Source organism: Cohnella faecalis, from assembly GCF_003570905.1.
Taxonomy (GTDB): domain Bacteria; phylum Bacillota; class Bacilli; order Paenibacillales; family Paenibacillaceae; genus Cohnella; species Cohnella faecalis.
The window spans coordinates 113,690-139,847 of sequence record NZ_QXJM01000040.1; the positions used below are offsets into that span (position 1 = coordinate 113,690).

The window sequence follows — 26,158 nt, forward strand, 5'->3', positions numbered from 1 at the left end:
AACAATGGGCGGAACGCTGCGAAAAGGATGGGACATGACGGTTCGGCATAAATACGTGCTGGTGCTCTTCTTTCTCTATCGATTGTTGTGGGGGTTCTTCATCTACCGTTTCATCGATTCCGTCGTCACGCCGATTTTGTCACGCTACCCGAACGAACATCCGAATGCCGGCGCCGCGGAGCTGTTCGCAATCGAAGCACAATTCCGGCTGCTGCGGACGGATCTGATCGATGAGACGCTGTGGACGCTGGGCGGGATGATCCTCACCCGCATGCTGCTGACACCGCTGTTGAACGCCGGACTCTATTACTCCTTCAACCATTCGGCCGACGGCCAGGGAACGCGAATGCTGACGGGAATGCGCCGAGCGTGGAAGCCGATTGTCGTGTTGTACTTGGCGGAAACATTTCTCCTGCTTCTCCCTGCCGTATGGCTGCTTCCGATGGCGAAGGATCGCTTTTTCTCGAACGGCTCTATGCAGGAATGGATATTCGGACTCTTGCCTTACTTCGCCGGGTGGATACTATGGGGGTTTCTCCTTCATCTAGCGTTCCAGTTCATGCAATTCGGCGCCGTCGCCGGCGAGAGCGTCTGGAAAGGGCTGCTCGGAGCCGTTCGAAAAGCGTTGCCGCTTACAATCGTCACCTTGCTTTTGGCGGCATTCGGCCTGCTCGCTTCGGCTGCCGCATCCTCGATCTCCATTCTCTGGTCCGGATTTCTGGCCGTCGTCCTGCACCAAGCGTTTCATTTCATCCGCTCGATGCTGTCGGTGTGGACCGCTGCGTCGCAATTCGAAATATGGCGTGAATCGTAACAACCATAAATAAACGACAGCCCCCGGCCGCGTCCAACAGACGCGAACCGGGGGCTGTCGTTTTCGCCCGATTCCGAACAATTCCGGGTTATTACCCATAATAGGTCGTAATAACCCCTATTCTGAGTATTTTCTAATCCTAAATGAGGAGGAAATTCGCCTTAAAACTCGAAACTTATATAGGAGCATGTTAAATATTGCCGAATTCCCGTGCGAGCGGGAAACGGGGGAACCATTTTATCTGGGTGAATTGACCTTGCCACACAGGGGTCATAGGGAGCCTTCAACCGAACCCTCCAGCTAACCTCGTAGGCATGGGAAGGGGTTTACCTGTTTTGCGTAAAGTTTCTGCATTACTGCTTGGTCTTGTATTTGTGCTTGCTTTTCAGGTTGGAAGCGCCTTCGCTTCCTCCAAGCTGGACGACACGATCGACAAACTGATCGGAATCGATTACAAGTACGGCGGAACGACGACGAAAGGGTTCGACTGCTCCGGTTTTACCGGTTATGTATTCGACAAACTCGGAATCGATCTGCCGCGCTCATCGAGAGATATGTTCGGTTGGGACGGCGGCACAAAAGTAGATCGCGACGAGCTTCGCGCCGGCGATCTGGTATTCTTCAACACGAGCGGCAGCGGCGTATCTCACGTGGGCATTTATGTAGGCAACAATAAGTTCGCCCACTCTCATTCCGCAGGCGTAGCGATTACGTCTATGGATGACAAGTACTACGCCAAACGCTATCTTGGCGCCCGTCGCGTAATGAGCACGGAAACGTACAAGAAGCTCGCAACGGAAGCCGAATAATTTTCGAGCTTCCCCCAAGTACAATAAGGCTTGTCTGTCCTTCGTGGACGGACAAGCCTTTTGTATGGGTGATGGCTTTTTCGAAGAACCCGGAAGGATTCGCCCGAACCCTTTACCCTCGCTGCTGCGGACTTATAAGATTTATTCTCTACTTCGTACGGCTGCGCATCATGAGCAAGAACAAATAGGGGGCTCCCATTAGCGCCGCGACAAGGCCGGAAGGAATTTCCTTGGGCTCCAGAACGGTGCGTCCGAGCCAATCCGCCGTAGCCAGCAATACGCCGCCCAGCAAGGCTGATAGGAGCATGGAGCGGCGATGATTCGTACCTGCGAGCATGCGGGAAGCATGCGGCGCAAGAAGGCCGATGAAGCCGATCGAGCCTACGCACGCGGCGGCAACGGAAGCAAGCAGCACGGCGATGAGGCCGGTCGCCAGCCGAGTACGGCGAACCGACAAGCCCAGCCCGGTAGAGCTCTCGTCGCTGAACGACAGCAGGTCCACCCTGCGCCCCATCCACCACGCAATCGGCGCCAGGACCAACAAAAGCGGAAGCAGCAGCCATACTTCCGACCACGAACGTCCGTACGTGCTTCCCGCCAGCCAAGCCAGCGCAGGAGCAAGCGTAAGCTTCGCACGGATAACGAAGAGGTTGATGAAGGCGGAGCCGGCCGCCGACACCGCAATTCCGACGAGCACGAGAACCGTCGGGCTGAGCCCTCTTCTCCAGGCTGAGGCATAGACGACCGCGGCTGCCGCAACGCCTCCGATAACGGCGCCGACCGGAATCCACCCTGCCGCCGCGCCCGGCACGACGAGCATGAGCAGCATAGCGCCGAAGCCTGCGCCGCTCGTCACCCCGACGACTTGCGGATCCGCCAGCGGATTGCGCACCGAGCTCTGCAGCAGGGTTCCGCTAATCGCAAGAGCCATACCGGCCAAGCCTGCCGTCAGCAGTCTGGGCAATCTGAAGTCGAGCACGATCTGCTTCGCCATCTCGTCCCCGCCGCCTGTCAGCGCCTGCAGCACCTCCCACACCGTCAGGTCGAGAGCCCCGCTCATCAGATTGAATATCCATACGGCAACAAGCAATGCGGTTAGGAAAACGACCCACACCTTGTATGGAATAAAGCCGCTTCCGCCGCTTAGTCGAACAGCCGAGGCTCCCGCGCTCGCCGAATCGGCCCTGTGAGCGGTCCGAAGCGCCAGCCAAATGAGCCAGGGGGCTCCAATAATCGCCGTTATGGCTCCGGCCGGAAGCTCTCCGTACGAGGCGATGAATGCTCTCGCGATCGTATCCGCCCCGACGAGAATAACGGCGCCCCATACGGCGCTTATCGGAATAAGCCAGCCATGCCGGGTCAAACCGGTCAATCGCACGATGTGCGGCGCCATCAGGCCGATGAAGCCGATCGGACCGACGACGCTGACCGTGACGCACGCCAGCAATATGGCAACTCCCATCGCGAACGCACGGATGACGATAATTTTTTGTCCCAGAGAACGGGCCGTATCTTCCGAAAAAGCCAACAAATCCAAATGGCGTACAGACAGCAGAACCGCCGCAATCCCCCCGATTACCCACAGCCAGGTGAATTGAACGCCGTCCCAATCGTTCTGGACAAGCGAGCCGGAGCCCCAAAGGAATATCCCTTGCGTGCTTTGCTCGTTCAGCATTTGCAAGGCGCTCGTAATGGCGCCGCACACTAGCGTGACGATCATCCCCGACAAGGTGATGCGTACCGGGGTGCTCTTCCGGCCCCCGCCCATGACGTAGACGGCGGCTGCCGCCCCCGCCCCGCCTGCAACCGCAAACAACAAAGAGTATTGGTGAAGAATCGCAGGCCAAAAAATCGTTCCGACAACCACAACCAAGTAAGCGCCGGCGTTCACTCCCAATGTCGTCTCGGAAGCGAGCGGATTACGGGTTACGCTTTGCATAAGAGCGCCCGCGATAGCCAGAGCCGCCCCTGCCAGCAAGCCCATCACCGTGCGTGGCAGCCTCATCCCGCGAATAAGCTGATGCTCGGTAACGTCGGGCTGAGGCGATAGTAAAGCTTCGATCACGGAGCGGACCGATACGTGGGCCAGCCCTTGCGTTAAGCTGACGAAGACAATGACGGCAAGCGCGATCAGACCTGCGACAAGCATCCCTAACGGCCTCCGGCCCAATCCGTCAGGAAGGACGGGTTGGGCCGGACGAGAGCTTGACGGCGGCTGCGCGCCGAAAACTCGGCTGCGCGCGCTCATTATTTCGTGAGCAGATCTACGATTTTGCCCGCTATGATTTTAGCCGACAGCGGTCCGCCATACGGCCAAGTATCGCCGCCAAGCGCGTAGACGCGGTTTTCTTTGACGAAGCTTAAGTTTTTCCAGATGGCATTGTCCTTCAATTGATTCTCGATTACGTTATCGCTCTCTTGAATCATGTGGATGAAGTTTGCGTCCTGAACGGGAGGCAAAGCTTCGACATCCGTAGTTGAAAAGCCGTACACTTCGAATTTTGCAGGTTTGTACGCATTGGTTAGACCGATATGCTCCAAAATCTTGACGGCCAACGAGTTGTCTGTGGACAAGCGGAATTGCACCGCGTTCTGATTGCTGTACGCCAGCGCAAGCACGAACGGCTTGTCGGTTTTGCCTGCGGACTCTAGCTTCGCCTTGGAGTCGGCGTAGACTTTGTCCAGATCGGCCAGAACGGCTTCCGCTTCGGCTTTCTTGCCAAGAACGTCGGCGATGGTTTTGAAGGTGTCGACCATCTCTTGATACTGGTCTCCCTTGCCTTCTTCCGGATAAGAATTGAAAACGAGCGTCGGAGCGATCTTGCTGAGCAGCGGATAAGACTCTTGACCGCGGAAGTGCGCAAGAATGATCAGGTCCGGCTTCAACGAAGCGATTGTCTCCAGGTTCGGCTCCTGGCGGGTGCCTACATCGACTACGTCCGCTCCAAGCTGCGGCTCAATGTTCACGTATTGCTTGTAAGTAGCGATATCGGCGAAGCCGACCGGCTGAACGCCGAGGGCGAGCAAGTCTTCTCCGTATGTCCATTCCAGCACGACAACGCGTTTCGGAGTTCCTTTGATTTCCGTTTTGCCCATGGAATGTTCGAAGACGCGAACCTCATCGGCAGCCGGAGCCGCTTCCGGAGACGAGGATGCGGATGCCGTTGATGCCGGCTTTTCGGAGCCCTGCGCGGACGCGTCGGATCCCTCGTTTTTGCCGCAACCGACTATAACTAACAATAACGAAAAGATAAGGAGCACAGACGATAACTTAAAAAGACGCACTTAAAGAAGCCTCCAGTTGGTATTCTTTTTTAGATGGATACCGCGATTTTTTCGGGAACGGACTCGAATTCGGCAGAGGCACTCTCAAGGCCCGATTCTTCCTCTTCGGCCAAGCCATAGGGCAAGCAAAGCGGCGAGCCCGTGCGAGGATCCGGAATAACGTCGGCATCGATGTTGAATACCGCACGCAGCATCTCGCTGGTCATAACCTCTTCCGGCTTCCCTTCGTACAGGACAGTTCCTTGCTTCAGAGCGACGAGATGCTGCGCGTAACGGGCCGCATGGTTCAAATCGTGGACGACCATAATGATCGTACGCTTTTGCTCGCGGTTCAGCTTCTCAAGAAGCGTCATGACCTCAATCTGATGTGCCATATCCAGGAAGGTCGTCGGTTCGTCCAGAAGAAGCACTTCCGTATCTTGCGCGACGGCCATTGCGATCCAAGCTCGTTGACGCTGACCGCCCGATAGTTGATCGACGGGACGATCGCCGAAGGCTTCCATTCCTGTCGCCTGCAAGGCCCATTGGATCATTCGCGCGTCTTCGGCCCTTAGACTTCCGAAGCCCTTCTGATGCGGGTAACGACCGAACGAGACCAGCTCGCGAACCGTCAACCCTTCCGGGGAAATCGGGTTTTGGGGCAATATAGCAAGCTGCTTCGCCACTTCTTTCGTAGCTTGGCGATGAATCAGCTTTCCGTCCAAATATACGCCGCCCGACACGGGATTCAAAATTCTCGCCATCGACTTCAAAATCGTCGATTTCCCCGAGCCGTTCGATCCTACCAGTGCGGTAATCAGACCGTCTGGCACATGCAAATTCAGTTCTTGCACGATCGGTCGATTTCCGTATGCCAAAGACAGCTTTTGTGTGCTTAATCGAGACAACAGCCTCACCTTGCCTCTCCAATGAAAATCGTTCTCATTCATTCCTGCTTTCATGAATGATAATAGTTATCAATGGCATTGTCAACGGTAATATAGCTCGCCAGCGAAAATAACCGGCCATCCGAAAGGCCTGCAGCCGGTTAGTTATCCCGCTCGCACGCCCGCCAACTCAGTAGCCCAACCTCAGCCGGTTATTCACTCTATTCGCACGCACGCCAACTCAGCAGCCCATCCTCAGCCGGTTATTTCCCCCATTCGCACGTCCGCCAACCCAATAGCCCAACCTCAGCCGGTTATTTCCTCCATTCGCACGTCCGCCAACCTAATAGCCCAACCTCAGCCGGTTATTTCCCCCATTCGCACATCCGCCAACCTAATAGCCCAACCTCAGCCGGTTATTCCCTCTATTCGCACGTCCGCCAACCCAACAATAGCCCAACCTCAGCCGGTTATTTCCTCCATTCGCACGTCCGCCAACTCAGTAGCCCAACCTCAGCCGGCTATTTCTTCCATTCGCACGTCCGCCAACCCAACAGCCCAACCTCAGCCGGTTATTTCTTCCATTCGCACGTCCGCCAACCCAATAGCCCAACCTCAGCCGGCTATTTCCCCCATTCGCACGTCCGCCAACTCAGCAGCCCATCCTCAGCCGGTTATTTCCTCCATTCGCACGTCCGCCAACCTAATAACCCAACCTCAGCCGGCTATTTCTTCCATTCGCACGTCCGCCAACCCAATAGCCCAACCTCAGCCGGTTATTTCCCCCATTCGCACGTCCGCCAACCCAATAGCCCAACCTCAGCCGGCTACTTCCTCCATTCGCACGTCCGCCAACTCAGTAGCCCAACCTCAGCCGGTTATTTCCTCCATTCGCACGCCCGCCAACTCAGTAGCCCAACCTCAGCCGGTTATTTCCCCCATTCGCACGTCCGCCAACCTAATAGCCCAACCTCAGCCGGTTATTTCCTCCATTCACACGTCCGCCAACTCAGTAGCCTTACCGAAGCCGGCTATTTCCCCCATTCGCACGTCCGCCAACCCAATAGCCCAACCTCAGCCGGTTATTTCTTCCATTCGTACGTCCGCCAACCCAATAGCCCAATCTCAGCCGGCTATTTCCTCTATTCGCACGCCCGCCAACCCAATAGCCCAACCTCAGCGGGCTATTTCCCCCATTCGCACGTCCGCCAGGTAGCGTCAAGAAGTTTGTGTAGTAGGTTTTTCCATCGGGATGATGGACATGATTTTAGGTTTTAGAGTTGGCGGAGAGCGCAGCTCAAGCGAAGGCGCGGGAGATTGGTTTTTGTGGCGCTACTCCTCGGATGTTATCTTGTCCGAATATCGTGCCTCAAACATCTCGGTTAACTTCTTCTTCACTTCAGGATCTGCAAACCCACGTATGGCGCGACTTTCGTTACGTTCGTTGTAGTCGATTGCCTGCAAGTAAACGATCTTCTCTGCCGCATCCATGTTCGTTAAACTATTCATCGGCTTGAGTCTCTTGCGGATTTCCTTATTCATCCGCTCGATTGGGTTGGAAGTGTAAATGGCTTCCTTGATGAGGCTGGGAAATTTGTAAAAGGTCAGCAACGTAGGCAGTTGCTCCTTCCAAAGTTCCATCTCTTTTGGATACAATTTGCCCCACTTTGCGTAAACCGTGTCGAAGGCTGCTAATGCAAGATCTTTGTCCTCAGCCGTGTAAACCGTTTTGATATCCTCGATAACTTCCGTTCGATGTTGCACCCGGATTTTTGGGAAAGTAGCACGGACTTTGTGCACCACACAATGCTGCACGTCGGCTTTCGGGTAAGTCTCGCGGAAGGCTGCTTCAAGCCCTGTCAGGCCGTCAAACACGCCGAGCAGCACGTCTGTCGCCCCGCGTTTATAAAGATCTTTGAGTACTTCCCGCCAGCCATTTGAACTCTCTTGGCCGCCAATGTAGAAGCCAAGGATTTGCCGGTGACCATCTTCGTCGATCCCCATCGCAAAGTAAACGACTTCGCCACTTACGGTGCCGCGTTTGAGTTTGACGTAAAGACCGTCGAGATAAATAACCGAGTAACGTTTTTTTAGCGGGCGCTGCAGCCAGATTTGAATGTCCTCCAACACTGTCGCTGTAATATTACTGACGGTCGTAGGCGAATATTGGCTACCAAACATGCTTTCAATGAAACGGGCGACGTCTCGTGTGCCCATACCGCTTTTGTACATCTGAATAACAGCTTCCTCTAGCCAACCATCTCGGCGCTGATACGGCTCGAATACGCTGGTTTGGAATTGGCCATTACGGTCACGTGGTACCTGGAGATCTTCAATGTGACCATACTTCGTGTGGAGGGTGCGCGTGTAATAACCGTTCCGGCTATTACGCTGATGTTCTTCCTGCTCCTCCAACATGTGTTTGATTTCAGCTCGCATGATCGTCTCAATGTTCTGTTTCACAAACTGTGTGACAAGATTTTCAAATAGATCGTTAAGCATGTTTTCGGGTATAGTAGTCATCGAGTAGGGCTCCTTCTTGGTGGCGTCGTAACCCCGAGAATACCCTACTTTTTTTTGTTTTGGTAAGACTCCAAAACATGGTACACAAACAATTTTACGTCATCGTCCGCCAACCCAATAGCCCATCCTCAGCCGGTTATTTCCTCCGTCCCTGCGCTCTCCGAGCGAAGCAACCGCTCGCAGCCGAACAATCCCGCAAAAAAGAGCTGCCTCGGCCAACAGTTGCCGAAACAGCTCTTTTGCGCTCACTATATCACGCTTATTAGTCGAACAGATCTCCAAATACGTCGAGCACGCTCTTTTTCTTCTTATGCTTGGGTAATAGTTGCCATGGCTTCCTTGAGACCCATAGCCCTGCGGCTGCTGGGAAGGAGGATAGCTCTGCGATGGATAAGGCTCCGGCTGCTTAGGCGGCTGAGCCTGTTGCGGACGCCGATCATTGCGCGACTCATCGTAGTACCACTCATTATAGTCCTGTCGAACTTCGCGTACTCCCTGCATCAACTTCTCCAGCTCGCCTCGATCCAGCCATACTCCTTTGCAGGACGGGCAAATATCGATCAAGATGCCGTCTTTCTCCACTTCTCTCATACGAGTGCTTTCGCAAACGGGGCAATTCACGGCTACTCCTCCTCTGAATCGTCGTTTTCATACTTCTAATACGAACTTGCCCCGAGATGGTTTCCATCAAACCTATCCGAAAGAACTTCTCCGCAAACAGCACGGGCAGCTCTCCTATTGAACGGAAAAAGCCGCCCTTCGCAAGGCGGCTTCATCTTCTTATTTTAACTAACCGTAAATCCCGGCGGAGGCGGAGGAGGTACGGCCACACGATCTTTCAGATCGTCATAGAAGTGTGCCGCGGACGTCAAGACATACGGCGCAATCCAGAGATAGCCTATACCGAACGTCAGAGCTCCAAGGATCCACCATCCGATAAACGACAGATACAGAACGAACAACCGCCATTTATGACCGACCATCATCTGCTTGCTTCTATTGATAGCCTCCAGAGCATCCATGTTCGGATTATCCTGCATAATGTAGAATGCCTGGGAATATCGGAACGAAGCGATAATACCCGGAATGATGAACAACAGCGACCACAAAAAAGTAAATATGCCCACTAATAGATACAGCACGAAGGCGGGAACAAAACGGCCGAATCCCTCAAAAGCGTCGCCGACGGACGGCGAATTCAAGCGAGCCAGCTTCACGAAGAACATATTAAGCCCCAAGGCCAAAGGACCTGCCAACACAAATCCGACAATCCATCCAGCGAAGGGGATCAAATTAAATAACCCCAGAGCAAAGCTTGCTATGTAGAAAAGTACCAACGTTCCAATCGCCAATCCCCAATTCCCTCTCAAGCTCTGCCTTGCTCTTGCCCGAATTTCCGCACTAGTAGGTAGCACGAATTCGTTTCCTCCCAACAATATGGTTTTATTTCCGGAATCCGGAACTTCCAGAACTACTCGACAATATTTGACGATTCTCCTTCCTTTCTTCTCATTTTTCTCATTTCATTATTTCATTGTATTCACACAGGAGCGGCAAATTGCCTAACTCCCACTTAATTGTAATTTCTCTTCAATTTGTATAGTATTGTCGAACCGTTCTGCGTATAATGGGTCGTAGAAACCATTTAGGAGGATCCGAAGTGGATCAATTTTCCAACGAATCGCAGCCTCATAACGATTCTCAGCCGATCAACGAATCCCAGCAGTACGCCTTTTCACCACCGCCTAACCCTTACCAACCGCCAAAAACGAACGGAAAATCGATCGCCGGCATGGTTCTAGGCATTTGCTCGATCGCAATCCCTTATATTGGCTTTATTATCGGCATCATTGCGATCATCTTCTCTTCGCTATCGCTCAAAGAGATCAAGCGGAACGGCGATCAAGGGCGCGGGATGGCCGTGGCCGGACTCGTATGCGGAATAATCGGAACGGCACTGTACGCAATCATTATCCTTGCCATTGTGCTGGTCATCGCTTTTAATCCCGACATAGGGAACAATTACGATTTCTCGAACAACAGCAACAATATTGAGCAATCTTTCTAAAATCATATTCAACACGAAGACCCGGCTGCGCATTCTAATAGCCGGGTCTTTGTCTTATACGGAGCGTGATTCCAATGAAAAAAATGCTGCTCGGCATCGTTATGGCATTGCTCCTGTTGAACGGAAGTTTGCCGGTTACTGCCGCTGCCGGAACGAACGATCAACTGTTCTGGACAGGCTCGTTCGACGAACCGAATTGGCTTGGCGTCAATCTTACGGTCGTCGACGGCAAGAAGAACGAGACCCGGCGACTTTACAAGGGCGCCGCCACTTCCCTCGCCGTGGTCGGCGACTGGATTTATTTCTTGAAGCAGGACCCCGATTCCGAAGTGATTATGGGCAACATCGTCAAAATGAAAAAAGACGGCTCCAAGCTAACCGAAGTAACGAAAGGGAACGACATCCAGCAGTTTTACGTCGAGGGTCAATCGATTTATTTTGGCGGCTACGATCGAAATTACAATTTTCAGCTCGGGGTCATGAGCCTTAACGGCACAGGTAAAAAAATCTTGCTCTCCAAAGCTCAGTTCTGGTCCTACTCCGCCATCAAGGGCTTTGTGTTCTACGTCGACATGAACAAGGACTCCCGCCTCTACCGGATAAAGCAGAACGGATCGGGAAAAACGGCGATATCCGCGGGAAAGCTAGAGGAATACGGCAGCTTCGCCCTTTATGGCGACACTCTTTATTACGCGGAGATCGCGAGCAAAGGCACGACCAAGTGGTACTTGTCCGACCTTGACGGCAAGAACAAGAAGGCGCTTGCTTCCAAGGGAACCCTCGCGCCAATCTCCTACCGGGACAAATGGTTCTATTATGAAGAAACGGTTCGCACATCGAAGACGACCGTCCGGTCGCTGCAAAAAATCAAGCGAGATGGCACCGGGAAGCAGGCTGTCTCGAATCTGTCGCCGAACGATCGCTTCATCGGTCTCGCAGGCGCCGCTTTCGTCTATAAGGCTCACGATGGAACCATTTATCAAATCGGGCAAGACGGCAAAATAACGAACCCGACGAAGTCCTGAACAATTTTCCACACAAAAGCCCCGCCAATCTAATTTGGCGAGGCTTTTTGCTTTACTTCCGCACTTCCCGGCTGCTGTGATAAAGCAGCTCCGATACGGTCACGAAGCGATACCCTTCGTTCTGAAGGCTCGGCAATATTCGGCTCAAAGCCTCTACCGTTTGCGTAGGCCCATGCACGTAATCGTGCAGCAAAATAATATCGCCGCCTCTAACGTTGCCAAGCACTTTGCGAACGATGCGGTTGACTCCGGGACGGGACCAGTCGTGGGTATCCTGATGCCACGACCAGAGCACCATCTGCAGCCCCTCTTCTTTGCCCACAGCGATCATTCGGGGTTGAACAAGCCTCCCGGCGGACGAAACAGACGAGCTCGAACCCCGGTCGCCGCAAAAATCGTTTCTTGCGTATCGACGATTTCCTTCCGGATTTGCTCCGCCGTGAAGGAGGAGTCCAGCATCCGATGCGTGAACGTATGGTTCGCCAGCTCGTGTCCCTCGGCGGCTGCCCGCCTGAGAATATCCGGATGCTCCTCGGCTTTACGGCCCATTACGAAAAAAGTCGCCTTGGCGTCGTACTTTTTGAGCAAATCCAGAATCCGCGGCGTATCCGTCGGATCGGGTCCGTCATCGAATGTGAGGGCAACTTGCTTTTCCTTGCTCGGCGCCTCCCATACGACGTCTCCTCGTGATTCGTAATAGTATCTGACGTTCGGAGCCGCTTGGACAAGCATGACCGGCATCACCGCAACCAGCAGACAAACAATAACGACGCTCCGAACGAAAAGCAGCTTAGAAGCCCTTATATTGAGGTTCTTCATTCTCCAGTTGCGTAACGCGCCCCTCCACTTGATCGACGATAGCTTGCGTCTGGGCGGCCGCGTTCGTGAACAATGACTTCGCTTCCTGGTTCTGGGTGCTTATCGCGAATTGCTCGAGACTGGCCTGTGCGCTTTTCAAAGAAGCGACACACGTTTTCACTTGCGACGATACGGTCACATGATCACCTTTTCCTTTGGAATTTTCCCTTGTAAGGACCCCATTACTTTGCCCCGCGGCACCGATTTTTAAGAATCAAATATTTGGAAGTTCTAAAATCCCGTTTTGGAGGAATCCTCACCTTAGTTTGGAAAACGAGGTGATCTAGACGTGGCCAATAAAAAAACGAAAAAGCTCACTCCCGTTCAGCAGCAATATCAGCAAGCAGCTCTAAGACGTATTCCTCCGCGCCCTTTCGTCAAAAACGGACTGCGAGCCTTCCTCGTCGGCGGAACGATCTGCCTGGCCGGGCAAGGTATTCAGCAAGCGCTAATCCACTACGGGGGCATGAACAAGCAGCAGGCGGCAAGTCCGACCGTCGCCATACTCATCATCGTATCCGTGATCCTGACCAGTCTCGGCGTCTACGACAAGCTCGGGCAATGGGCGGGTGCCGGATCGGCCGTTCCGGTAACCGGCTTCGCCAACTCGATGGCGTCCGCGGCGATCGAGCATCGAAGCGAAGGTCTCGTGCTGGGGTCGGCCACGAACATGTTCAAGCTGGCAGGCTCGGTTATCGTCTTCGGCACGGTCGCGGCTTTCGTTATCGCCTTTATTCGTTTGATTTTCCGATAAGGGGTTGATTGTGGCAATGCTCAAAGGACACCAAAGCTGGATATTCCGCCGGAGGCCGGTTATTACGGGAACGGCCGCCGTCGTCGGACCTTTCGAAGGTAGAGGGCCGTTGGGGGACGATTTCGATATTGTCCATGGCGACTCCATGGTCGGGCAAGATAGTTGGGAGAAGGCGGAGCAAGCGTTGTTGGAGGAGGCGGCCAATGTTGCGATTCAGCATGCCGGCATTACCAAGGAACAGGTTCACTTTCACGTCGGCGGCGATCTGATGAACCAGATCACGAGCACCAGCTATACCGCGCGCACGATGACGATTCCGTACATCGGCGTCTTCGGCGCTTGCTCCACCTCGATGGAGAGTCTGGCGCTGGGCGCTCAGCTCGTCGATTCCGGCGCCGCCAAGCATGTGCTCGTCGGGACTTGCAGCCACAATTCCAGCGCGGAAAAGCAGTTTCGCTATCCGACAGAATACGGATCCCAGAAGCCTCCGACGGCGCAATATACAGTGACCGGAGCAGGAGCCGCCGTCGTATCCGATGAAGGGGACGGCCCTGTCGTCGTGGCCGCCACAATCGGCAGAGTCGTCGACATGGGGATCAAAAATCCGTTCAACATGGGCGCTGCGATGGCTCCCGCCGCTGTCGATACGATCACGGCGCACTTTCGCGACCTACAGGTCGGTCCGGACCATTACGATCTCATCGTTACGGGAGATCTTGCAAAGGTCGGCTACGAAATCGCCAGCGACTTGTTCGAAAAACACGATATTCCCATGCACAAGACCCGTTACCGGGACTGCGGAATGCTAATCTACGACTACGAAAAACAGATGGTTCAATCCGGCGGCAGCGGCTGCGGCTGCTCGGCGGTCGTCACTTACGGGCACCTGATAAAAAAATTGCGAAAGCGGGAATTCCGCCGGATTCTCGTCGTCGCGACAGGTGCGCTCTTGTCGCCGATCGCCATGCAGCAAGGGGAGACGATTCCCGGCATCGCGCACGCCGTAGCAATCGAGGCCCCCGAATCCATCTAGCGGAAGGAGCAAAAAAGGCGTGCCTGAATGGACCCATATCGTGTTCCGCTCCCTCGGAGCCTTAGTTGTTCTATTTATTATGGCCCGCATACTGGGCAAGAAGCAGATTTCGCAGTTGACCTTCTTCGAGTATGTTATGGGAATTACACTCGGCGAATTGGCGGGCTTCATCTCCACCGACCTGGAGGCTCACTATACCCACGGTCTCATCGCCATGCTCGTCTGGTTCACCATTCCGTTCCTGCTGGAGCTTCTGACGCTGAAGAGCATCAAGCTGCGGCATCTGCTCGAAGGAAAAGAGCGCGTCGTCATCAAGGAAGGCAAGGTGCTGGAGAACAACCTGAAGAAAGAGCGGTTGACTGCGGACGAGCTGCTCGAACAGCTGCGGGCGAAGAGCGTCTTCAACCTTGCCGACGTCGAATTCGCGGCTATGGAGACGAACGGCGATCTCAGCATCCTGCTGAAAAAGGACAAGCAGCCATTGACCCCGAGCGACATGAACATGAAGAAGGTCACGGAGGTCGCCCCCCAGACGGTCATTATCGACGGCAAAATCATGGACGAGCCGCTCGCGACGATCGGGCTGAGCCGCGGCTGGCTCCGAACCGAGCTCGAAAAAATCGGCGTCAGCGTCGACAATGTATTCCTCGGTCAAGTGGATGCTTATCAGCAGCTTTACGTCGATCTGTTCGACGATAAGCTCCAGGTTCCCGCGCCGCAAGGCAAAGCGCTTCTGCTCGCGACGCTGAAGAAGTCGCAAGCGGATCTGGAGCTGTTCGCAATCGCGACCCGCAGCCCTGCAGCGAAAGCAATGTACGAAACGAACTCTGCGGCTTTGCAGCAAGTCATATCGGACCTTCGTCCGATTCTGAACGGATAGCAAATGTATGGTACCTCGTACCACTGTTGCGCTCCCGGACACGTTTCCCGCTCAATGTACGGTACCTCGTACCACTGTTGCGCTCCCGGACGCGCTTCACGCCCAATGTACGGTACCTCGTACCACTGTTGCGCTCCCGGACGCGCTTCACGCCCAATGTATGGTACCTCGTACCACTGTTGCGCGCCCGAACACGTTTCCCGCTCAATGTACGGTACCTCGTACCACTGTTGCGCTCCCGGACACGTTTCCCGCTCAATGTACGGTACCTCGTACCACTGTTGCGCTCCCGGACACGTTTCCCGCTCAATATACGGTACCCCGTACCACTGTTGCGCTCCCGGACGCGCTTCACGCTCAATGTATGGTACCTCGTACCACTGTTGCGCTCCCGGACACGTTTCCCGCTCAATGTACGGTACCTCGTACCACTGTTGCGCTCCCGGACGCGCTTCACGCTCAATGTATGGTACCTCGTACCATTGTTGCGCTCCCGGACACGTTTCCCGCTCAATGTACGGTACCTCGTACCACTGTTGCGCTCCCGGACGCGCTTCACGCTCAATGTATGGTACCTCATACCATTGTTGCTCGTCCGTACACGCTTCAATAGTGGCTATCCCGTGAGCCAATACAGCCCTTCCAGGGCAGCCCCATGCTCATTGGCGCTTACCCGACGTTCGCGCCGATCGGATCGGGCACGGGAACTTTCCGAGTGCGCGGCCTGCCGCTTAGCGACCAATAGGTTACCATTCGCAGCACCCTCTCCATCGGCCCGATCTTGAATCGGCTCAGCAGGAGCAAGGACGCGGCAGCCTGCACAGAGTAAATTCCCGCAGCCAGCAGCACGCCGCTTAGAACGCCCAGCTTTCCGAACCATCCGAAGCCGTAACCGTAGAAAAGCGTGGTGCAAATAACCGATTGCATGAGATAGTTGGTCAGCGACATTTTTCCGACAGCCTGAAACGCCCTTGCGACGACATTGCGATCCGGGACGATTGAAAATAGGAGCGCCGCCAAAGCGATATACCCGAGCGCCAACATGCCGGCCCCCGCCGTTAACCAAACGCCGCTCCAAGCTGAGGAAAGGTGCAGAACAGCCCAGCTCTTCAAGCCCAGACCGATCGGCAATAGGACAGACGCGCTTCCAATATACCGTCGGCGTTCCCTCCCGGGATCATGAAACCATCGCTTGCCCGCAGCTATAATGCCTAGGAGAAACATCGGGAGCATCGCAATGATAACGACAGCTGCCAGCACTGCCCCGTTACCCGGCAAGTCGGGAATATCCGGATCGTCGCTCAGTCGAAAATCGAATATCTCCGCGTAAGAGCCATGCTGGTACACCTCGATTGAACGTTCCACATACTCTTCGATCCGCTGCTTTTCCTCTTTCTCCGACTTCGAATCCCCCGTTCCGTAGCCGGCGGCAATTAATACGAGACTTAACAGGAGCGTCCATATAATCAGAGTTTTCGGCTTGCGGTTAGCAAACAAGAGCAGGGCGAATCCCATCGTCCCGTAGCCCATCAGGATGTCGCCCTCCCATAGAGCGAAGCTGTGTGCTATCCCGAAAACGATCAGCATCACAAAACGCCGGACCAGAACCCAGCCGGGCTTCAGGCCGCGTTGAACCAGCCCTCTCCTCAGCTTGTATACTCCGTACCCAAACAAAAACATGAAGATCGGAATAAAGTTTCCGTCAACGACAATTTGGAGTCCTCGATGGGCCCACTCGTCGATGCGGGACAGATGGAAGGCACTCCCCGCTTCCATTCCGTAAAAGCCGTACTGAAAAATAACCATATTCGCCATTAGAATGCCGAGCAAGCACAATCCTCTAATTTTATCGACTGCGCCTACCCGATTTCCTTGCTCGTCGATGCTCGTCATCTTCTTCACCTCGACACTCATCCTATCGCACCGCGGTGAACGGGGATCGAACGGAGTCGAAACGGATAATTAATTTTTTCCGTCATTTCGTTCAACTTCTGTTAAGGTTTTCAAGCTATCATATTATTAGGTGATAGGTGATGAATCCGAGAATCTTAATCGTGGACGACGAGCCGTCCATCGTGAAAATGCTGCATATGGTGCTGCAAAAAGAAGGCTTCGAGCAAATCTATACCGCCGGATCGTGCCGGGCTGCCCTCGACGCGCTCGATCGGCATGGCGCGGACATCGTGCTGCTCGACGTCATGCTGCCGGACGGCAGCGGCTTCGAGCTGATCTCGCAAATAAGGACGCGCGGAAATCCGCACGTCTTCTTCCTGACGGCCAAGGTGTCCGACCTCGATAAGCTGACGGGCTTCGCCATGGGCGGCGACGATTACATTACGAAGCCCTTCAATCCGTTGGAGATCGCCGCCAGAATCAAAGCTCGCCTTCGCCGAACCGATTCGTCAGCCGTTGCAGGATTGCCGGCCTCGCCGTCAAGCTCCTCGCCAAGCTATGATTTCGGCCGTTTTCGCCTATTCGAGGCTTCGGGAGAGCTCTATGTCGGGGACGCGCTCGTCAGTTGTCCCGCGCAAGTGTTCCAGCTGCTGCTTTACTTCTGCAAGCATCCCGGCATTCTTTTCTCCAAAACGCAGCTCTATGAGGCGGTATGGGGTATCGACGGCTTTGGCGACGACAATACGGTTACGGTTCATATTCGCCGGATACGCGAACGGATCGAAGCGGACCCGAGCGCGCCCAAGCATCTCGTCACGGTACGCGGATTAGGTTACAAGCTGTCCAAGGAGTATTTGAGAAGATGAAAAAAATGAAAATACAGCGCAGACTGGCCTTCCAATTTACTTTTCAATTGATTATCTACTCCGTCCTGATCATAGCGATCACGCTGGTGTTCGTCATTGCGTTCACCGAGCAGCTGTCCAAATCGGAAATCAAGAACAACTTCCCTCATGGCGCATTGGATATGATGGTTACCGAAGCGGTAACCGAGGATACGCTTTCTCTATCCGATTTCTGGACCCGGCTTATCGAGGAGCGGCGGATGTGGCTGCAGGTCATCGACGAAAACGGCGTCGTCGTCTACAAGGTGAACGTCCCTGCCTCGCAGCCGTCGTCCTATTCGGTCGCCCAGCTTCTGACGATTACAGATACGGAACGATTCGGCCCTTATACCGTCAACTCGCAGCTCGACGACTCCTCCGAATCTCCGTATCTTTTTCTGCTCGGCTATGAGAACCCGAAGCTGGAGCAATTGATCTCCTGGTTCGACGCTTATCAAAGCAAAGGTCTCGTGAACGACGCGGCGAAGGATGGCCTGCTTGAGCAATTGAGTGCCAGCGACGGGTATTTGACGATTGTGAACGATCACGGCGAAATCGTTCAGACAATCGGAGATCCGTCGTTGACTCCGAAAGCCTTCAAACCGCTGGAGCTGCTGTCGATGCGGCAATCTCCCGATAACTACGACACCGGCGTCATCGCCTACCAGCCGGAATCCGCGGCGATTACCTGGATTCTTCATACTCCGAACGATACTTATAGAGTCTCGGACATCCCGGAGCTGAAGGACGCCATAGGCGTCATGATCGCAATCGCAGGCGTCGCTCTGTTTCTATCTCTCGCCTCTTCCATATGGCACGGCTATCGCTACGGCCGTCCGCTTCTCCTGTTCGCAGGATGGTTCGAGCGAATGGGGCAAGGCATGTATGACTCGGCGCTTTCGCCCCGCGAACGGCGCATCGTCTTCCGGCGCAACGGCAAGCTTCGCGTCCGGTTCCGACTGTACAAGGAAGTCATCCAGTCGTTCCATTCCATGGCCGAGAAGCTGGCGCAGACCGAGAAGGACCGCGCGCTTTTGGACAAGACGCGCGAGGAGTGGATGACCGGCATCTCGCACGACCTCCGCACTCCGCTGTCCACTATTCAAGGCTATGGCTATATTTTGGAGAACAAGCCCGACGGCTGGAGCCCCGAAGAGCTTCAAGAGATGGGGACCATGATTCGGGAGAAGGGCGATTACATGCTGGAGCTTATCCGGGACTTCTCCTATGTATTCCAATTAAAGCAGGCTTCCTTTCCGTTCGAGCGGGAACGGATCGATATCGACGAGCTGCTGCGCCGGTCGGTGCTGAAATATGTGAACGATGCGACGCTCGCCGAGGCTGAGTTCGTCTACGACGGCGAGGAACGTCCCGTTCCCGTGCTCGGGAACGCCATGTGGCTTCAACGTCTCGTGGACAACCTGTTGTCCAATGCGGTCAATCACAATCTTCCCGGCGTTATCGTTACGGTGTCCAGCGGCCTGATCGGCGGCGAAGCTTATATTAAAGTGTCGGACAACGGCAGAGGAATGGACGAGGAAACGAAGCGGAATTTGTTCGAGAGATACTATCGAGGAACGAATACGGAGGAATCGACCGTAGGCTCTGGACTTGGCATGAGCATCGCCAAAATGATCGCGGAAGCCCACCAAGGCCGCATCGAGGTGCGCTCGTCGGTTGGCAGTGGCACGGAAATCGCCGTTTTTTTCGCTCTTGCGGCGAAGGAGTGAGGTAAGGCTGTCCCATGAGTGAGCTTTTGGGACAGCCTTTGATGCGTTCGATCACACTTCCCGCCGTATGTATGGTACCTCGTCCCACTGTTGCGCTCTCGATCACACTTCCAGCCGTATGTATGGTACCTCGTCCCATTGTTGCGCTCTCGATCACACTTCCCGCCGTATGTATGGTACCTCGTCCCACTGTTGCGCTCTCGATCACACTTCCAGCCGTATGTATGGTACCTCGTCCCACTGTTGCGCTCTCGATCCCACTTCCCGCCGAATGTATGGTACCTCGTCCCACTGTTGCGCTCTCGATCCCACTTCCCGCCGAATGTATGGTACCTCGTCCCACTGTAGCGCTCTCGATCACACTTCCAGCCGTATGTATGGTACCTCGTCCCATTGTTGCGCTCTCGATCACACTTCCCGCCGAATGTATGGTACCTCGTCCCACTGTTGCGCTCTCGATCACACTTCCCGCCGAATGTATGGTACCTCGTCCCATTGTTGCGCTTGAACCTCTGTCAAGAAAATAGACACTTAGAATCGAGAAATTAGGCCGGATTTGAAAACGCCCGTTCGTAACTGTTCGGCGATAAATAGCCAATGGTTGAATGAATTCGTTCACCATTATAGAAACATGTAATGTACTCAAAAATCTGTTTCTTCGCGTCCTCACGCGTCCTGAATTTTGTAAGATAAATGAGCTCTTTCTTGAGGACGCTATGGAACGATTCAATGCAGGCATTGTCGTAGCAGTTGCCTTTTCGGCTCATGCTTCCTTCCATCTTGTACTGCTTCATTTTCTTCTGGTATTCGTGTGAGGCGTATTGGCTTCCCCGATCGGAGTGATGGAGTAATCCGGCTCCTGGCCGACGCTGGGCGTAGGCACGATCTAGCGCCTTAATGACGAGATCTTTGGTCATTCGATCCGACATGTGAAATCCAACAATTTTACGGCTGTACAGGTCCATGACGCTCGCTAAATACAACCAGCCTTCATTGGTCGGGCAGTAAGTAATATCAGTAACCCACGCCTGATTGGGAGCCTCAGGTATGAACTTCCTGTTCAGCGTATTATCATGTACGGGCAGGTTGTGTTTGGAATTCGTGGTAGCTTTATATTTCTTGACGGTACGGGATTTTAACCCCATTACCTGCATCAAGCGAGCAACGCGTTTCTCGGATACAACGACTCCCCGAGCACGAAGGGCAGCTGTTACTTTCGGGCTGCCATACAGGCGTCTGGAGCCAAGAAATATACGCCTAATCTTCTGCTCCAAATCTTCTCTGCGTTTGCGGCGCTCAAGCCGCTTGTCGTAGCTTTTTTGCCATGCGTAGTAACCGCTTCGGGAAACCTTAAATACAGAGCACATCTTTGCGACACGGAGCTTAAAGCGGTATTTGTAGATAAACGGAAAAATCAGCGCCGGTCTTTTGCAAAGTAGTGCATTGCCTTTTTTAAGATTTCATTTTCCTCCTGCAAGTCACGAAGTTGTTTCTGCAAATCGCGTAGCGCCTTATCCTCAGGCTTTAGATTACCGCTTCCTGGGAAAGCCTGCATACCATCCTGTTTGAGCTCGGCAATCCAACGATATAGTGAGTTTTCATGGACGCCTACCTCACGTGCTACCTGCGCAATCGGCTTGCCTTCTTGAATCATCTGAACCGTCTGCATCTTAAACTCTCTGTCGTATTTCTTCGTCATGTCGGACACCTCGAATGAAAGTAATTATATTCTCCCATTCTCGATTCTTCGTGTCCACTTTCTAGTCTAACAGCAGCTCTCGATCACACTTTCCGCCGAATGTATGGTACCTCGTCCCACTGTTGCGCTCTCGATCACACTTCCCGCCGATTGTATGGTACCTCGTCCCACTGTTGCGCGCTCGGCCACACTTTCCGCCGAATGTATGGTACCTCGTCCCACTGTTGCGCTCTCGATCACACTTCCAGCCGTATGTATGGTACCTCGTCCCACTGTTGCGCTCTCGATCACACTTCCAGCCGTATGTATGGTACCTCGTCCCACTGTTGCGCGCTCGGCCACACTTTCCACCGAATGTATGGTACCTCGTCCCACTGTTGCGCTTTCGATCACACTTCCCGCCGAATGTATGGTACCTCGTCCCACTGTTGCGCTTTCGATCACACTTCCCGCCGAATGTATGGTACCTCGTCCCACTGTTGCGCTTTCGATCACACTTCCCGCCGAATGTATGGTACCTCGTCCCACTGTTGCGCGCTCAGCCACACTTCCCGCCGAATGTATGGTACCTCGTCCCACTGTTGCGCGCTCGGCCATGACAAGAGAACATCGAAAGCTCTCGCTTTTTCGGCAACAGTTTCCGTTTCTTCGAAAAATCGTTAGAATAAGACTGTTGCATGCCTCTGCCATGCCAGTATCGAGCCTTCGGACGAAGGCGGAGAAGGGACATAACACCAATGATTATTAAACCAAGAACACGCGGCTTTATTTGCACGACCTCCCACCCGCGGGGCTGCGCTGCTCAAGTGCAGGAGCAAGTGGATTATGTAAAAGAACGCCCTCCTATTAAGGGGCCGCGCAACGTGCTCGTCATCGGAGCTTCGGCTGGGTACGGACTTGCGGCGCGCATCGCGGCCGCTTTCGGCGCGGGCGCCAACACCGTCGGCATCTACCGGCAGGGCGAACGCGGCGGCGGACGGACGGCATCGGCGGGCTGGTACAATTCCGCCGCCTTCGAGACCGCGGCGCAGGAAGCCGGACTCAAGTCGTTCAGCGTAACCGGCGACGCATTCACGGACGAGACGAGAGCGAAAGCGATCGAGGTCATTCGCGAGGAGCTTGGACAAGTCGACCTGGTCGTATACAGCGTAGCGTCCCCGCGCAGAACGGATCCCCGGACGGGCGTGACGTCCACTTCCGTCCTTAAGCCGATTGGCAAGCCGTACACGAACAAAACCGTCAACTTCCATACTGGAGAAGTAACCGAGATTACTATCGAGCCGGCTACGGAAGAAGAAATTCAAGCTACGGTAGCCGTCATGGGCGGCGACGATTGGCAGCTGTGGATCGACGACCTGCAGCAAGCCGGCGTTCTCGCCGACGATGCGACAACCATCGCCTACTCGTATATCGGCTCGCAAATTACGCAGGCGATCTACCGGGAAGGCTCGATCGGCCAAGCGAAGGATCATCTGGAAGCGACGGCGAACAGGTTGAACGAGCAGCTTGGCGCCACCGGCGGACGGGCATTCGTTACGGTGAGCAAAGCGCTCGTCACCCAATCGAGCTCGGCTATTCCCGTCGTGCCGCTTTATATTTCCGCTTTGTACAAAGTGATGAAGGAAAAAGGGCTGCACGAAGGCTGCATCGAGCAAACGTACCGGCTGTTCGCGGATCGGTTGTACTCAGGAGGAGGCGAGGTTCCCGTCGACGAGAAAGGCCGCATCCGCATCGACGATTGGGAGCTGCGCGAGGATGTTCAGGAGGAGGTCGCGAAGCTGTGGAATGCGCTGACGACCGAAAATATCGCGGAGCTTTCCGATCTGGAAGGCTATCGCCGCGAGTTTTTCCAGCTGTTCGGCTTCGAAACGGACGGCGTTGACTACGAGGCGGACGTCGATCCTGACGTAACCGTTCCTAACGTGCGCTAAACATGAAAAGGCGGCCGCTGCATAAAAGCGCGGGCCGCCTTTCGTACTCTTTACACAAGAGGCGCTTGAATCAAGGTCGCAAAATTAAACCGGTGCACATGTCCGTCGTTCAAAGTCGTTTGGCCCGTAACGAAATGTACATGCTTGCCGTTGCCGACTGAAATAGCCGGTCCCGTTCGAATTCTTCTCAGATTATGAAAATGGTTTAAGAAATCCGTTCTGGAGAGATCGATTTCATGGACGTGACTGTTTCCTACCCGAATCGCTTGCCCCGTAACGCCCGCAAATCGATGATTATGGCGGTCCGCGCCTTGCTCGGCCAGCTTCGTGCTCCCTTCGAATTCATGCACGTGTCTCTGCACGCGTACAGAAGACGCCGCAATCCTCTTGATTTTCGGTTTTCTAATCGGCATTAGTCGCCTGCCTCCTTAGGATGATATAGCTTCATAACATCCTATTACGACAAACAAATAGTCGTTCTAGACGGCTGTCGGCGCTGTATCATGGAAAAAACAGACCAGGCTCCCTTCGATTAGGAGTCTGGTCTATCTCTTTAACCTATCTAGGAGTCACGACTCTGGAGCAAAGCAAATGCCGTCTGCATCTTTTCTATATAGGCGGGATCTCCGCCCGAGCACATGAAGCGGATATTCCCGCTTCCGCAGCTGTCCGCGATGCCGTAACGGCTTAGCAGCGCGGATAGCCGTTTTACCGTGCCTACGTTCCCGTTCACGATCTGAATATGAGGAGGAAGCACTTTGCGCAATATATCCGTGTAGAACGGATAATGCGTGCAGCCGAGCACCACGATGCCGTACTTATCCAGCTCGTAAGGAGCGAGCTTGCCGCGGAAGTAATCGCCCATCAACGTTTCGTCGAACTGGAGCGATTCGCAATAGCGGACAAGCTCCGGCAGAGGCAGCGAATCCACGATTCCTTCCTCGTCCACTCGCGAGACAAGCGCATAGTATTTCGGCTGCTGCAGCGTCAGAGGCGTCGCAAATACGAGCACTCTTTTTCCCGTTGCCCGATTCATCTCAACCGCCGGCTTGACGGCCGGCTCCATGCCAACGATAGGAAAAGAATACAGCTCCCGCAGCTCCGCGACCGCTATGCTCGTTGCCGTATTGCAAGCCACAACCAGCGCATCGATTCCTTCCCGTACCATCATTCCTACGCAATCCAGGATGTACGCTCGAACCTCTTCCTTCGACTTCGTACCGTATGGAACGTGAAGCGTATCCGCCATATAAAGATAATCGTGGGTGGGCAGCAGCCGACGCGCCTCCGCCAGCACCGTAAGTCCGCCGATCCCCGAATCAAAAAAGCCTATTCTCATATGTTATCGATTCCTAAAGGATGTAGTTTAGAAGATACCCCTAGCATATCGCGACCGCTCCTCCTCCGCAAGGTTCTTTCGCTTCCAGCCTTTGCTCACCTTATTGCGCCGGATGATCTAGTTATTTGATGGCATAGTGTGGTACCTTAATTCTATTGAAGGCCGATTGCGAGGAGAAATACGATGATAAAGCTTGTATCCTGGAACGTTAACGGGTTGCGATCATGCGTAAACAAAGGTTTCGTCGATTATTTCGAGGCTACGGACGCCGATATCGTCTGCGTTCAGGAGACGAAGCTTCAAGATGGACAAATTAAGCTGGAGCTTGGCGACAGCTATTCGCAATATTGGAATTACGCGGTCAAAAAAGGCTACTCCGGAACCGCCGTGTTTACGCGGATCAAGCCGCTGTCGGTTCGATACGGCATGGAGGAAGACGAAGAGCCCGAAGGAAGAATCGTTACGCTGGAATTCGACGCCTTCTATCTCGTGAACGTCTACACCCCGAACGCGCGGCGCGATCTGTCCCGGCTGGAGTATCGGCTGGAATGGGAGGAGCGGTTCAAGAGCTATCTTCTGCAATTGGACGCCCTCAAGCCCGTTATCGCTTGCGGCGATTTGAACGTCGCCCACCGGGAGATCGACTTGAAAAATTGGCGGGGCAACAGGGGCAACTCCGGCTTCACGGATGAGGAGCGGGACAAGATGACCCGGCTGCTGGACGCCGGATTCGTCGATACGTTCCGGCACCTCTACCCCGACCGGACGGACGCTTATACCTGGTGGTCGAACATGCCGGGAGTGCGGGAGAGGAACGTCGGATGGCGGATCGATTATTTTATCGCTTCTTCCCGATTGGTTCCTTCGGTAATCGACGCTCGCATCGACGCCGAAATCAGAGGCAGCGACCATTGCCCTATCGGTCTAACTGTTGCAATATGACTTAACTAGAGCACGCCTAAGAACCGGAGGCTTATCGATTGGACTATATCGTACTGGACATTGAATTTAACGGACGCAAATTCGCCAGCGACTTGCCGATGGAGGTTATCGAAATCGGAGCCGTCAGGCTGGATTCATCGTTGCGGCAGACGGATGAATTCTCGGCGATGATCAAGCCGGTCTATTTCTCGAAGCTGAACACTTTTATCAAGAAGAAAACCGGCATCGCGCAGGAAGAGATCGACCGGGCCGACGGCTTCAGGAAGGGGTCCGCCGATTTTACGGCATGGCTGAACCGCAGCGAATCCTTCCTCCTTATTACGTGGGGCGGCGAGGACCTGAAGCGTATCGTCTACGATACCCGGATGCACAAGCTGGACGACGCCTACTGGATGGCCGTTCTTTATTACGATTTGCTGAAGGGATTTCTGCGGTACAAAAACGTCACGAACGACGTCAGCGTCGAAGCGGCCCTGCTCGATCTCGGCATCGAAGCCGAAGGCTCGGCGCACCGCGCGTTGGACGATGCCCGCATGACGTCGGAGGTGTTCCGGAAAATATTCGACCGGCTGGATCTGGAGCTGAAGCAGCAATTCAAAGACCTGTACACCAACGCGAAGGAACGCCGGTTCGTCAAGAACGCCATCCGCACGCTGCTCTCGCAGAAGAAGTCCCCCGCTGGGAGACAGTCGCTGAGCATTTTCTGGCGAGCAAGGTTCCGCTGACGGACGAGCGGAAGGCGGCGGAGCTGCAAGAGTATTTCGTCTCGGAGCTCGCCAAAGCGCTGACGAAGAGCTCGGGGAATGCCGGAAGTGCCGAATAGCA

24 protein-coding genes, 1 pseudogene and 1 riboswitch are annotated in these 26,158 nt (G+C 54.3%); of the genes and pseudogenes, 12 read left to right on the plus strand and 13 right to left on the minus strand.

All coding sequences use genetic code 11. The features are described 5' to 3' along the window. Positions 1 to 4: 4 nt before the first annotated feature. Both D3H35_RS21925 and D3H35_RS21930 read left to right on the plus strand, forming a co-directional pair. Positions 5 to 814 (plus strand): hypothetical protein, encoded by an 810-nt coding sequence (locus D3H35_RS21925; RefSeq protein ID WP_119151342.1) that lies wholly within the window; start codon positions 5 to 7, stop codon positions 812 to 814. 188 nt (positions 815 to 1,002) lie between these two features. Then, a riboswitch (cyclic di-AMP (ydaO/yuaA leader) is annotated at positions 1,003 to 1,144 on the plus strand. 5 nt (positions 1,145 to 1,149) lie between these two features. Continuing rightward, entirely contained in the window at positions 1,150 to 1,623 is a 474-nt protein-coding gene (locus tag D3H35_RS21930) for a C40 family peptidase (protein ID WP_233568079.1), read from the plus strand. A gap of 148 nt (positions 1,624 to 1,771) precedes the next feature. On the opposite strand, the gene fhuB is transcribed toward D3H35_RS21930, so the two are convergent. The 6 genes and pseudogenes from fhuB to D3H35_RS21960 form a co-directional block, all read right to left on the minus strand. After that, the gene (fhuB, locus tag D3H35_RS21935; protein ID WP_119151344.1) at positions 1,772 to 3,772 is read right to left on the minus strand and encodes a Fe(3+)-hydroxamate ABC transporter permease FhuB; all 2,001 of its coding nucleotides are present in this window, start codon (positions 3,770 to 3,772) and stop codon (positions 1,772 to 1,774) included. A gap of 98 nt (positions 3,773 to 3,870) precedes the next feature. After that, entirely contained in the window at positions 3,871 to 4,908 is a 1,038-nt protein-coding gene (locus D3H35_RS21940) for an ABC transporter substrate-binding protein (RefSeq protein ID WP_119151345.1), read from the minus strand. 29 nt (positions 4,909 to 4,937) lie between these two features. After that, positions 4,938 to 5,795: an ABC transporter ATP-binding protein gene (locus tag D3H35_RS21945; protein ID WP_119151901.1), complete on the minus strand. Its 858-nt coding sequence runs from the start codon at positions 5,793 to 5,795 to the stop codon at positions 4,938 to 4,940. Positions 5,796 to 7,106: 1,311 nt separating this feature from the next. Then, the gene (locus D3H35_RS21950; RefSeq protein WP_119149548.1) at positions 7,107 to 8,297 is read right to left on the minus strand and encodes an IS256 family transposase; all 1,191 of its coding nucleotides are present in this window, start codon (positions 8,295 to 8,297) and stop codon (positions 7,107 to 7,109) included. Between the two features lie 262 nt (positions 8,298 to 8,559). Further along, positions 8,560 to 8,918 (minus strand): annotated as a pseudogene (locus tag D3H35_RS21955) (TFIIB-type zinc ribbon-containing protein). A gap of 164 nt (positions 8,919 to 9,082) precedes the next feature. After that, positions 9,083 to 9,712: a DUF975 family protein gene (locus tag D3H35_RS21960; RefSeq protein ID WP_119151347.1), complete on the minus strand. Its 630-nt coding sequence runs from the start codon at positions 9,710 to 9,712 to the stop codon at positions 9,083 to 9,085. Positions 9,713 to 9,957: 245 nt separating this feature from the next. Between D3H35_RS21960 and D3H35_RS21965 the strand changes: the two genes are divergently transcribed. Both D3H35_RS21965 and D3H35_RS21970 read left to right on the plus strand, forming a co-directional pair. After that, positions 9,958 to 10,365, plus strand: a complete 408-nt coding sequence (locus tag D3H35_RS21965; RefSeq protein ID WP_378124679.1) for a DUF4190 domain-containing protein — start codon at positions 9,958 to 9,960, stop codon at positions 10,363 to 10,365. Positions 10,366 to 10,439: 74 nt separating this feature from the next. After that, complete coding sequence (locus D3H35_RS21970) at positions 10,440 to 11,390, plus strand: DUF5050 domain-containing protein (protein ID WP_119151349.1); 951 nt, start codon at positions 10,440 to 10,442, stop codon at positions 11,388 to 11,390. Between the two features lie 52 nt (positions 11,391 to 11,442). On the opposite strand, the gene D3H35_RS32745 is transcribed toward D3H35_RS21970, so the two are convergent. Genes D3H35_RS32745 through D3H35_RS21980 form a run of 3 tightly spaced genes read right to left on the minus strand, consistent with a single transcriptional unit; the run spans position 11,443 to position 12,387 of the window. Continuing rightward, positions 11,443 to 11,712 (minus strand): polysaccharide deacetylase family protein, encoded by a 270-nt coding sequence (locus D3H35_RS32745; RefSeq protein ID WP_233568080.1) that lies wholly within the window; start codon positions 11,710 to 11,712, stop codon positions 11,443 to 11,445. Positions 11,713 to 11,717: 5 nt separating this feature from the next. Next, a complete protein-coding gene (locus D3H35_RS32750; protein ID WP_233568081.1) occupies positions 11,718 to 12,209 on the minus strand; it encodes a polysaccharide deacetylase family protein in 492 nt (163 codons plus the stop codon). Continuing rightward, positions 12,181 to 12,387: a DUF1657 domain-containing protein gene (locus D3H35_RS21980; RefSeq protein WP_119151350.1), complete on the minus strand. Its 207-nt coding sequence runs from the start codon at positions 12,385 to 12,387 to the stop codon at positions 12,181 to 12,183. Before D3H35_RS21980 ends, D3H35_RS32750 begins: the two co-directional genes overlap by 29 nt. A 150-nt stretch (positions 12,388 to 12,537) precedes the next feature. Between D3H35_RS21980 and spoVAC the strand changes: the two genes are divergently transcribed. Genes spoVAC through D3H35_RS21995 form a run of 3 tightly spaced genes read left to right on the plus strand, consistent with a single transcriptional unit; the run spans position 12,538 to position 14,915 of the window. After that, positions 12,538 to 13,002, plus strand: coding sequence for a stage V sporulation protein AC (spoVAC, locus tag D3H35_RS21985; protein ID WP_119151351.1), 465 nt, complete (start codon positions 12,538 to 12,540; stop codon positions 13,000 to 13,002). Positions 13,003 to 13,018: 16 nt separating this feature from the next. Then, positions 13,019 to 14,035, plus strand: a complete 1,017-nt coding sequence (spoVAD, locus tag D3H35_RS21990; protein WP_119151352.1) for a stage V sporulation protein AD — start codon at positions 13,019 to 13,021, stop codon at positions 14,033 to 14,035. A 19-nt stretch (positions 14,036 to 14,054) separates the two neighbouring features. Then, positions 14,055 to 14,915: a DUF421 domain-containing protein gene (locus D3H35_RS21995; protein WP_119151353.1), complete on the plus strand. Its 861-nt coding sequence runs from the start codon at positions 14,055 to 14,057 to the stop codon at positions 14,913 to 14,915. Positions 14,916 to 15,584: 669 nt separating this feature from the next. On the opposite strand, the gene D3H35_RS22000 is transcribed toward D3H35_RS21995, so the two are convergent. Continuing rightward, the gene (locus D3H35_RS22000; RefSeq protein WP_119151354.1) at positions 15,585 to 16,808 is read right to left on the minus strand and encodes a DUF418 domain-containing protein; all 1,224 of its coding nucleotides are present in this window, start codon (positions 16,806 to 16,808) and stop codon (positions 15,585 to 15,587) included. Between the two features lie 137 nt (positions 16,809 to 16,945). Between D3H35_RS22000 and D3H35_RS22005 the strand changes: the two genes are divergently transcribed. Both D3H35_RS22005 and D3H35_RS22010 read left to right on the plus strand, forming a co-directional pair. Continuing rightward, a complete protein-coding gene (locus tag D3H35_RS22005; protein ID WP_119151355.1) occupies positions 16,946 to 17,674 on the plus strand; it encodes a response regulator transcription factor in 729 nt (242 codons plus the stop codon). Then, positions 17,671 to 19,422 carry a sensor histidine kinase gene (locus tag D3H35_RS22010; protein WP_233568082.1) on the plus strand — a complete coding sequence of 584 codons (1,752 nt, stop codon included), beginning with the start codon at positions 17,671 to 17,673 and terminating at the stop codon, positions 19,420 to 19,422. The genes D3H35_RS22005 and D3H35_RS22010 overlap by 4 nt, the downstream gene beginning before the upstream one ends. 545 nt (positions 19,423 to 19,967) lie before the next feature. On the opposite strand, the gene D3H35_RS22015 is transcribed toward D3H35_RS22010, so the two are convergent. Continuing rightward, positions 19,968 to 21,121 (minus strand): IS3 family transposase gene (locus D3H35_RS22015; protein WP_267901427.1). Its coding sequence is split into 2 segments (ribosomal slippage): positions 19,968 to 20,869 and positions 20,869 to 21,121, totalling 1,155 coding nucleotides; the frame shifts between segments, so codons are not numbered across the junction. Positions 21,122 to 21,858: 737 nt separating this feature from the next. On the opposite strand from D3H35_RS22015, the gene fabV reads away from it, so the two are divergent. Beyond that, positions 21,859 to 23,052: an enoyl-ACP reductase FabV gene (gene fabV / locus D3H35_RS22020; protein WP_119151356.1), complete on the plus strand. Its 1,194-nt coding sequence runs from the start codon at positions 21,859 to 21,861 to the stop codon at positions 23,050 to 23,052. 50 nt (positions 23,053 to 23,102) lie between these two features. Here fabV and D3H35_RS22025 read toward each other — a convergent pair whose 3' ends face one another. Together D3H35_RS22025 and murI are read right to left on the minus strand one after the other, a co-directional pair. Beyond that, on the minus strand, positions 23,103 to 23,465 hold the full coding sequence (locus D3H35_RS22025; protein WP_119151357.1) for a YmaF family protein: 363 nt from the start codon (positions 23,463 to 23,465) through the stop codon (positions 23,103 to 23,105). 149 nt (positions 23,466 to 23,614) lie between these two features. Continuing rightward, the gene (murI, locus tag D3H35_RS22030; RefSeq protein ID WP_119151358.1) at positions 23,615 to 24,391 is read right to left on the minus strand and encodes a glutamate racemase; all 777 of its coding nucleotides are present in this window, start codon (positions 24,389 to 24,391) and stop codon (positions 23,615 to 23,617) included. A gap of 186 nt (positions 24,392 to 24,577) precedes the next feature. On the opposite strand from murI, the gene D3H35_RS22035 reads away from it, so the two are divergent. Both D3H35_RS22035 and D3H35_RS22040 read left to right on the plus strand, forming a co-directional pair. Further along, positions 24,578 to 25,333 (plus strand): exodeoxyribonuclease III, encoded by a 756-nt coding sequence (locus D3H35_RS22035; protein WP_119151903.1) that lies wholly within the window; start codon positions 24,578 to 24,580, stop codon positions 25,331 to 25,333. A 38-nt stretch (positions 25,334 to 25,371) separates the two neighbouring features. Continuing rightward, positions 25,372 to 26,058 (plus strand): 3'-5' exonuclease, encoded by a 687-nt coding sequence (locus D3H35_RS22040; protein ID WP_233568083.1) that lies wholly within the window; start codon positions 25,372 to 25,374, stop codon positions 26,056 to 26,058. Positions 26,059 to 26,158: the final 100 nt, after the last annotated feature.